At 28.3% G+C, this 8202-nt stretch carries 11 protein-coding genes; 9 read left to right on the top strand and 2 right to left on the bottom strand.

Features of this window, described 5'->3' with window-relative positions:
- From BUB51_RS11180 to folK, 6 genes are all read left to right on the top strand, one after another.
- The coding region (locus tag BUB51_RS11180; RefSeq protein WP_200791956.1) for a hypothetical protein at positions 1-218 on the top strand (218 nt) is incomplete at its 5' end.
- Between the two features lie 97 nt (positions 219-315).
- The gene (locus BUB51_RS11185; protein ID WP_073197795.1) at positions 316-987 is read left to right on the top strand and encodes a nucleotidyltransferase domain-containing protein; all 672 of its coding nucleotides are present in this window, start codon (positions 316-318) and stop codon (positions 985-987) included.
- A gap of 2 nt (positions 988-989) precedes the next feature.
- The gene (gene folE / locus BUB51_RS11190) at positions 990-1553 is read left to right on the top strand and encodes a GTP cyclohydrolase I FolE (protein ID WP_073197796.1); all 564 of its coding nucleotides are present in this window, start codon (positions 990-992) and stop codon (positions 1551-1553) included.
- 13 nt (positions 1554-1566) lie between these two features.
- Positions 1567-2358 carry a dihydropteroate synthase gene (gene folP, locus BUB51_RS11195; RefSeq protein ID WP_073197798.1) on the top strand — a complete coding sequence of 264 codons (792 nt, stop codon included), beginning with the start codon at positions 1567-1569 and terminating at the stop codon, positions 2356-2358.
- A gap of 7 nt (positions 2359-2365) precedes the next feature.
- A complete protein-coding gene (gene folB / locus BUB51_RS11200; protein ID WP_073197800.1) occupies positions 2366-2734 on the top strand; it encodes a dihydroneopterin aldolase in 369 nt (122 codons plus the stop codon).
- Positions 2727-3209: a 2-amino-4-hydroxy-6-hydroxymethyldihydropteridine diphosphokinase gene (gene folK, locus BUB51_RS11205; protein ID WP_073197802.1), complete on the top strand. Its 483-nt coding sequence runs from the start codon at positions 2727-2729 to the stop codon at positions 3207-3209. Before folB ends, folK begins: the two co-directional genes overlap by 8 nt.
- 25 nt (positions 3210-3234) lie before the next feature.
- Here folK and BUB51_RS11210 read toward each other — a convergent pair whose 3' ends face one another.
- Complete coding sequence (locus tag BUB51_RS11210; protein WP_073197803.1) at positions 3235-3471, bottom strand: hypothetical protein; 237 nt, start codon at positions 3469-3471, stop codon at positions 3235-3237.
- A gap of 247 nt (positions 3472-3718) precedes the next feature.
- On the opposite strand from BUB51_RS11210, the gene BUB51_RS11215 reads away from it, so the two are divergent.
- The 3 genes from BUB51_RS11215 (at position 3719) to pdxT (ending at position 5656) form a co-directional block, all read left to right on the top strand.
- Positions 3719-4030, top strand: coding sequence for a YerC/YecD family TrpR-related protein (locus BUB51_RS11215; protein ID WP_073197805.1), 312 nt, complete (start codon positions 3719-3721; stop codon positions 4028-4030).
- A 154-nt stretch (positions 4031-4184) separates the two neighbouring features.
- Positions 4185-5072, top strand: a complete 888-nt coding sequence (pdxS, locus tag BUB51_RS11220; RefSeq protein ID WP_156099448.1) for a pyridoxal 5'-phosphate synthase lyase subunit PdxS — start codon at positions 4185-4187, stop codon at positions 5070-5072.
- Positions 5073-5074: 2 nt separating this feature from the next.
- Positions 5075-5656, top strand: coding sequence for a pyridoxal 5'-phosphate synthase glutaminase subunit PdxT (pdxT, locus tag BUB51_RS11225; protein ID WP_073197807.1), 582 nt, complete (start codon positions 5075-5077; stop codon positions 5654-5656).
- Between the two features lie 927 nt (positions 5657-6583).
- Here pdxT and BUB51_RS11230 read toward each other — a convergent pair.
- Positions 6584-7918: a helix-turn-helix transcriptional regulator gene (locus BUB51_RS11230; RefSeq protein ID WP_073197809.1), complete on the bottom strand. Its 1335-nt coding sequence runs from the start codon at positions 7916-7918 to the stop codon at positions 6584-6586.
- Positions 7919-8202: the final 284 nt, after the last annotated feature.

Consider the following 8202-nt stretch of genomic DNA (forward strand, 5'->3'; position numbering starts at 1 on the left):
ATGGGAAGCGAGTTAAACGAGGGTTATTCAAAGACAAAGTTATAAATAAAATAATCAATGCTGATTTAAACGGAGCAAGGAATATATGTATATTGGGCAGTAAAAAAGCACAGCAGAGATACAAAGCAGGAGGTGAAAACCGTTGGCTTAATTTAAAGCTGTGCAATCCTATAAAAGTAGAAAGCGACTTCGAGTTATGCAGGCTTATAGCCTCATAATAGAAGTATCGGATAAGATCTATAAATCTATAAAGATTTATAGGTATGCGTTGCCTTCTATAAGATTTTTATAGATATAAGTCAACGGAAAAATTTTATGGACGTTTTAAAAATCGTTGAGCAACAAATAGAGGAAATCAAAAAAAATGTAAATGTAACATCTATTATTCTAGTGGGTTCTATGAGAAATTTAGAATTTGATGTTAAGTTAAACGATATAGATATATTTGTAATAACGGAAGAAGGCAGCAGACAGATAAGAAAGATTTTAGAAGTTTCAGGCGTAGAATTCGATATGAATTATTTTTCGAAAAAAGTTTCAGAGGAATTGATTAAAAAAAGGGAACAATTCTTTATTGAATGTCTTAAAGATGGTAAATTAGTATATGATAGAGATGGATTTGGTGATTATATTATTAAAGAGTCTATTAGAGAGTATAATAAAGGGCCAGATAAAATGGAAGATTATGAAATAAATAATTGTATAATTAAGATAGATGATTACTTTAAAAAGCTTAATAAATTGCAAAATGGGCCAAAATATGAATACCATTTCCTTTCAAATTTATGTATTAAGGAGATGATAAAATTATATTATAGATTAAATAATATATGGGTTCCGAAGGATAAAAAACTGTTAAAAAGTCTTAAAAAATTAAATAATGATTTATTCAGCATTGTTGTAGACTTCTATAATGAATATGATATTGAAAAATTAAAAGAAGTGTTTGATTATATTATAGGAGAAAATATACAAAAGGAGATGTAAAGATGGATAAAGAAAAGATTAAGAGAGCAGTTAGAGATATTTTAGAGGCAATAGGTGAAGATCCGGATAGAGAAGGACTTAAAGGAACACCTGATAGGATAGCTAGAATGTATGAAGAAATATTTTCAGGACTGAAAGAAGATCCAAAAGAGCATTTACAAATCTATTTCCAAGATGAAAAATATGAAGAATTAGTTTTAGTTAAAGATATACCTTTTTATTCAATGTGTGAACATCATTTAGTACCTTTTTTTGGTAAAGCACATGTTGCATATATACCTAAAGGTGGGAAACTTACAGGGCTTTCTAAACTTGCAAGGGTAGTTGAAACTGTTGCAAAGAGGCCTCAACTTCAGGAGAGAATTACCAAGACTATTGCAGATACTTTAATGGAAGTTCTTGAGCCTTATGGTGTAGTAGTTGTAGTTGAAGCTGAACACATGTGTATGACTATGAGGGGAATAAAAAAACCGGGTTCAAAAACTGTTACATCAGCGGTAAGGGGTATATTTGAAACAAGGCCAGAATCTAGAGCAGAAGTTATGAGCTTGATAAATCAAAAGTAAAAAGGGGGATATTATGTTTGAATTTGGTAAAAGAACTTATATAATGGGGATATTGAATGTAACTCCTGACAGTTTTTCAGATGGAGGAGAATATCTTGGTGTAGATAAAGCAGTTGAGCATGCAAAAGAGATGGTTAGAGAGGGTGCAGATATAATCGATGTAGGAGCCGAGTCAACAAGGCCTGGGGCCAAAGAAGTATCTGAAGAGGAAGAATTAAAGAGGTTAATTCCGGTAATAAAAAGATTAGTCAAAGAAATTGACATACCGATTTCAGTAGATACTTATAAATCAAGGGTTGCCGAAGAAGTTTTAAAACTCGGTTGTCATATAATCAATGATGTTTGGGGCCTTCAAAGAGATAAAAATATGGCAAAAGTTGTTGCTAAATATGATGTCCCAGTTATCATTATGCATAATCAAATAGGGACTGAATATAAAAAGGATATTATGGAATCTATAAAAGATTTTCTGAAAGAAAGTATTAGATTAGCAAAAGAAGCGGGTGTTAAAGAAAAAAATATTATATTAGATCCAGGGATTGGTTTTGGAAAAACTCCAAAGCAAAACATGGAGGTTATGAGAAGGCTATCAGAGCTTACTGAATTAGGATATCCAATTTTATTAGGGACTTCTAGAAAATCTATGATTGGTAAGATTTTAGACTTGCCTCCAAAGGAAAGAGTAGAAGGGACTATAGCGACAACAGTTATGGGGATTATGCAGGGAGTCGATATTGTCAGAGTACATGATGTAAAAGAAAACTTACGAGCTGCTAAAGTAACAGATGCTATTTTTAGAAAGTAGGGATATTTTGGATAAAATAATGTTAAAGAGTTTAAACTTTTATGCCTATCATGGGGCATTAAAGGAAGAAAATGTTATAGGCCAAAAATTTATTATTGATTTAGAACTCTTTTGCGATTTAAAGAAGGCAGGAGAAACTGATGATTTAAGTCAGTCGGTAAATTATGCTAAAGTATATGAGATGGTTAAGGGTATATGTGAAAACAATACATTTAAACTTATTGAGGCTCTGGCTGAAAATATTGCAGTAAAAGTTTTAGATGAATTTAAAAATGTTAAAGAGATAGTTGTAAGGGTAAAGAAACCTCAAGCTCCTGTTAATGGGATATTTGACTATTTTGGTGTGGAGATAAGGAGAGTAAGAAGCGATGGCTAAAGTGTATTTGGGGGTAGGAACAAATTTAGGAGACAGACTTAATAATTTAAATGAAGCTATACGACTTATTAAAAACTTTAGAAATACTGAAGTAATAAAGATTTCTAAAATATATGAAACCGAACCATGGGGATATACTCTGCAAGATAAATTTCTAAATTTATGCATGGAGATAGAGACTGATTTAGATCCATTTGAACTTTTAGAGGAATGCCAAAAAGTTGAGAGAATATTAAAAAGAAAGCGTTATTTCAGATGGGGGCCTAGAACTATTGATGTCGATATATTGATTTATGATGATGTTTCTATAAATGATGATAAATTAACAATCCCCCATCCTAGAATTCAAGAAAGAGCTTTCGTTTTAGTGCCATTAAAGGATTTAAATGAGAATATAGTAATTAAAGGGAAAACAATTTCAGAATGGATAGATATTGTAGGGCTTGAGGGGATAAAGGAGTTTACAATTAAATAAATATAAGGCTTGCAATTGCAAGCCTCTACCTTAATTTATTATTTTTCGTTTCTTTAGATTCTATTTCTTCAGTAATAGGGTTAGTTCCCGAATAAAATTTCATAGTATCAATGGCGTCTACATCTCTCTGCATATTCCAAGGGAACACAAATGCATTCGTTTCTTTTTCTATTATTGGAAATTTTTTGGCATTGTATGTTGAGAGTATAATATCCTGTCCATTCGAAGCTTTAGGTTTATTTTTATCATAGTAATTTTTCAAAATATCACTTCCTTAACAGTGTGTTGGAGATAGACTTCAAAAATAGTATTTGTAAAATAGATAAAAATATTATAAATTTTTAAAAAGCATTTGGTAGAGAAATGTAAAATTGAAAATGTAAAATGTAAAATTAATTGATAAATGTAAAATTAGTCAATAGTTAATAAGAGCAGTAAAGATGTGAATGATAACGTTTATTTAGAATTTAACGTTTTAAATTTAGAATTTATTTTTCGGGAGTGATTTAATGAGTTATGATTCTAAAATAAAAGATTCTCATATAGATGAGCTATTTGAAGCGATATTAGAACTTAAGAATTTAGAAGAGTGTTACAGATTTTTTGAAGATATCTGTACGATAAAAGAAATAAAATCTTTGGCTCAAAGGCTTCAAGTTGCAAAATTATTAAGAGAGAATAAGACTTACATAGAGATTGAAAATGAGACGGGGGCTTCTACGGCAACTATTAGCAGAATAAATAGGGCACTTAACTATGGAGCAGAAGGATATAAATTGATATTAGATAGGTTAGAAAAAAAGAGATGTGAGGAAAAATAAACCTACACCATTAAATTGGGTAGGTTTTTTTGTATTGACGCAATACAATTATTATGACATAATAGAATTGTAACGGTAATGTAGCTATAAAGATAATAAATACCGATACAATTTTAAATAATAAACGATACAAATATAAATACAAAAATATTATATGGGGGGAGATAATGTGAATAAGAGATATGAACTGAACAAAAATCTTGCACAAATGCTTAAAGGCGGAGTTATCATGGATGTTACAAATCCAGAACAGGCTAAAATAGCTGAAGAAGCCGGAGCCGTAGCTGTTATGGCATTAGAGAGAGTACCTGCTGATATTAGGAAGCAGGGCGGAGTAGCAAGAATGTCAGATCCTAAAATGATAAAAGAAATAAAAAAGGCAGTATCGATACCAGTTATGGCAAAAGTGAGGATTGGACATTTTGTAGAGGCTCAAATTTTAGAGGCTATAGGAATAGACTTTATTGACGAGAGTGAAGTTTTAACTCCAGCGGACGAAATGTATCATATTAATAAAAAGCAGTTTAAAGTTCCTTTTGTATGTGGTGCCAGAAATTTAGGAGAAGCATTACGAAGAATTGCAGAAGGAGCGTCTATGATAAGAACAAAAGGAGAAGCGGGAACTGGTAATGTTGTAGAGGCTGTAAGGCATATGAGACAGATGCTTTCTGAAATAAGAAAATTGAAACTTATGCCTAAAGAAGAACTTATGACTGCTGCTAAAGAAATGGGAGCACCTTATCATTTAGTTGAATATGTGGCTGAACATGGAAGGCTTCCTGTTGTAAACTTTGCAGCTGGTGGAATTGCAACTCCTGCTGATGCGGCTCTTATGATGCAGTTAGGATGTGATGGAGTATTTGTAGGTTCTGGCATATTTAAATCTTCTAATCCAGAGAAGAGAGCAAAAGCAATAGTTAAAGCGACTACATATTATAATGATCCTGAAATTCTTGCTGAAGTTTCTGAAGATTTAGGAGAACCTATGTATGGATTAGAAATTAGTAAATTGACTACAGAGTTTGCTGAAAGAGGATGGTAATAATGATTAAAGTCGGAGTACTAGATTTTCAAGGATCTGTAATCGAACACATTGAAATGCTTGAGAAAATAGAAGGAGTAGAGCCAATCAGAGTAAAATATGAAGAGCAGATAAAAGAAATAGATGGATTGATTATTCCGGGTGGAGAAAGCACTACAATAGGTAAGATTATGAAAGATTTTAATATATTTTTACCATTAAAAGAAAAGATTTTGGAAGGCATGCCTGTATGGGGAACATGTGCAGGAATGATATTATTGGCGAAAAAAATTGTAGGGCAGGATTATTCGCATTTAGGAGTAATGGATATTGAAGTAAAAAGAAATGCATATGGCAGTCAGATAGATAGTTTTATGATAGAAAAGACAATACCACAAGTTTCATCAAAACCAATATCATTAGTTTTCATTAGAGCGCCTTATATTGAGAAGGTTGGAGAAGGAGTTGAAATTCTATCAGAGCACGAAGGTAAGATTATTGCTGCAAGAGAAAAGAATATGTTGGCAACTTCATTCCATCCTGAACTTACGGAAGATGAATCATTCCATAGATATTTTGTTGATATGATTAAAGAGAAATTATAATATTTTACCCCTACTTTATATAAGTAGGGGTGAGCTTGTTTACAAAGTAAAATATTTTAGAAAATGACGCTCATGCGGACGAATTTAGAAAAAACTCAATTCTTTCAAGCATTCGCTTTCATTTTCATAAATATTAAAAAATATAAGTTTGTCAACAGTCTGTATTATATAACTATATAATTTTATAAATTACGAAAGATATAAAATTTCTGTTTCTAAAATTATTATTTTTTTATATGTGTAATTTTTTATAATTACTGTTGGCTACCATTCTTGCGTATTATGAATATAGTTAAATATGCATATTTCGCAATTAATATTATTTATTATTGTATTTACAAATTACTACATGTTATAAGTAACATTCCATGGGTCAGGATCTTCTTCTTCGGCATAACATATACTTCCTAGTCCTAATAATAATAATCCAATTAGAATTATAGATATTAATTTTTTGATTTTCATTAATACATACCTCCTTTATATAATATATTTATAATATCCTTATCTAATTATGAGAATAAAATTTGAATGTTTGATGTATATATTATTTTTTAAATATATAATTGTAGTATTATTTTTAGGGGCAATGTATGTTACTGTATAGAAAGTGATGTTGTTTGTTTTAATAGGGAATAGATTTATTGTAAGTGATAATGCGGTAAAAGAGATTGGCTACTGTTTTGACTATTAAATTTTTTAAAAAGCAATGCGGTAGGTTTTTCAAATATTGAAAGTAATCTTGAAGAAATTATAAAATACTATAAAAAAACAGCGAATAGAGATATTAAAATTAGAAGATAAAAAATAATAAGACAAAAACATACCGTATTGCTAATTTGTAAAATATGAGAAATTAGATTTACAAATCCTGTTAAAGAATTTAAAGTTATTTTTGATTATTGTTAATTATTTTTTTGTTATATTTTACAAATTTAAGCTTTTACTAATAAATTCTTTGGATTTATAAAAATCTCTTTCCATATAATAATATCCTATTTTAACTAAAAGTTCTTTTAATTCTTGTTTTTGTATTTTCGAAATATTATATTGAAATAACTTTTCTATGTCATATGCAATCTTTTCTATTAAGGTTTCCTTATCTTTTATGATATATATATTGATTAATAACTTATAGCTCTGAATAAATGAATCTATGTTTATTTTTTCATATCCTTTGTATTTGAGAATTTCAATAGCATCTACTATATTTTTATGAGCTTTTTCTATTTCATTAATTTTTAAATATAATTCACCTAGGAAAATTAAAGTATTAGCTAAATTAATGTCTTTTTTATTTTTTCTTATATTAAAAGATTTATTTGCAAATTCAATAGCTTTATGTGTTTTTCCCAAATTATTATAAATATTAGCTATATTAATATAAATCATGGCTGATTTATTTAAAATATTATTACTTTCTGATATATTAAGAGCTTCAAAATAAGTATCTTTTGCTGATTTAAATTGTTTTTTTCTGAGGTAACAATTACCTTTTAATAACAAAATATCGAGTATTTCACATGTATCTAGTTGTAAATTATTTAATTCCATATTTTCTAATGTACTTAGACATGAATCATAATTTCCTAATTTTTTGTAACTTAGAGATAAGTTAAAATATGCTTTTTTAAGTAAATCTATATTAGTGGTTGAGTTTGATTTTAAGATGGATAATGCATATTCATTAATTAGAGTTGCTACATTATAGTTTAGCATTTTTATAGAACATTTGCCTAATTCTAACAATAATTCGGGAAAACAACTAGAATTCGTAGTTTGCATACAAACTTTTAATGCTTTTAGATAATATATATAACTATTATTATAGTTTTTGTTTTTATAATACAAATTAGCTATTTTTTTGTAGGCTTTTAACTTTAATTCTTTTACATCATAAGTTTTAAATAAATTCTCTATTCTATTAACTTCATTATGAAAAATATGATTATCTATAGTGTTGATATTGTTAAGTATATTTAATGAATTTCTAATTATTTTATTAACTTGGACAATTTCTTCTTCTAATAAATAATCAGGAGTTATCTCTAATGGTATGTTTTTTTGTTTAGCTATTTGATTAATATTATTAGCTAATATTTCGGCAACTTTTTTTGATAGCTTTATCTTATCGTTTTCTATATAACTAATTAGACTTCTATTATATACTCCTTTTGTCAATTCTTCTTGGTTAATTTTCAATATTTTTCTTATAGCTTTTATTTTTTTTCCTGGAGATAAAACTTTATTTTCTAAAAACATCATTAATTCACCTTTTTATTTATATTCTTGTATTTGATATTTGTTTTTTTACTAAATCTTATATTAATTATATTATCATAAATAAATTAAAATGTAAATTTTTTTAAACTAAATGTGAATTAATTATATATAAATCATTTACAAAATATATTTTTTGTGATAATATTAATTTAAACTTGGACAAGTTTAATAAAAAAGACCAGCTATTAAATGTCAAGTAACAAAATCGAAAAAAAGTATTATAATTAAACAACTAAAAATAGGCATGACAAAAAGAGGTTATT

Origin of the sequence: Caloranaerobacter azorensis DSM 13643 (assembly GCF_900129995.1) — a bacterium.
Taxonomy (GTDB): domain Bacteria; phylum Bacillota; class Clostridia; order Tissierellales; family Thermohalobacteraceae; genus Caloranaerobacter; species Caloranaerobacter azorensis.

Excerpts from the sequence above, each read along its gene's own strand:
- pdxT (WP_073197807.1), top strand. The coding sequence starts at position 5,075 with ATGATTAAAGTCGGAGTACTAGATTTTCAAGGATCTGTAATCGAACAC.
- BUB51_RS11230 (WP_073197809.1), bottom strand. The coding sequence starts at position 7,918 with ATGTTTTTAGAAAATAAAGTTTTATCTCCAGGAAAAAAAATAAAAGCT.
- BUB51_RS11215 (WP_073197805.1), top strand. The coding sequence starts at position 3,719 with ATGAGTTATGATTCTAAAATAAAAGATTCTCATATAGATGAGCTATTT.
- pdxS (WP_156099448.1), top strand. The coding sequence starts at position 4,185 with ATGGGGGGAGATAATGTGAATAAGAGATATGAACTGAACAAAAATCTT.
- folP (WP_073197798.1), top strand. The coding sequence starts at position 1,567 with ATGTTTGAATTTGGTAAAAGAACTTATATAATGGGGATATTGAATGTA.
- BUB51_RS11185 (WP_073197795.1), top strand. The coding sequence starts at position 316 with ATGGACGTTTTAAAAATCGTTGAGCAACAAATAGAGGAAATCAAAAAA.
- folK (WP_073197802.1), top strand. The coding sequence starts at position 2,727 with ATGGCTAAAGTGTATTTGGGGGTAGGAACAAATTTAGGAGACAGACTT.
- folE (WP_073197796.1), top strand. The coding sequence starts at position 990 with ATGGATAAAGAAAAGATTAAGAGAGCAGTTAGAGATATTTTAGAGGCA.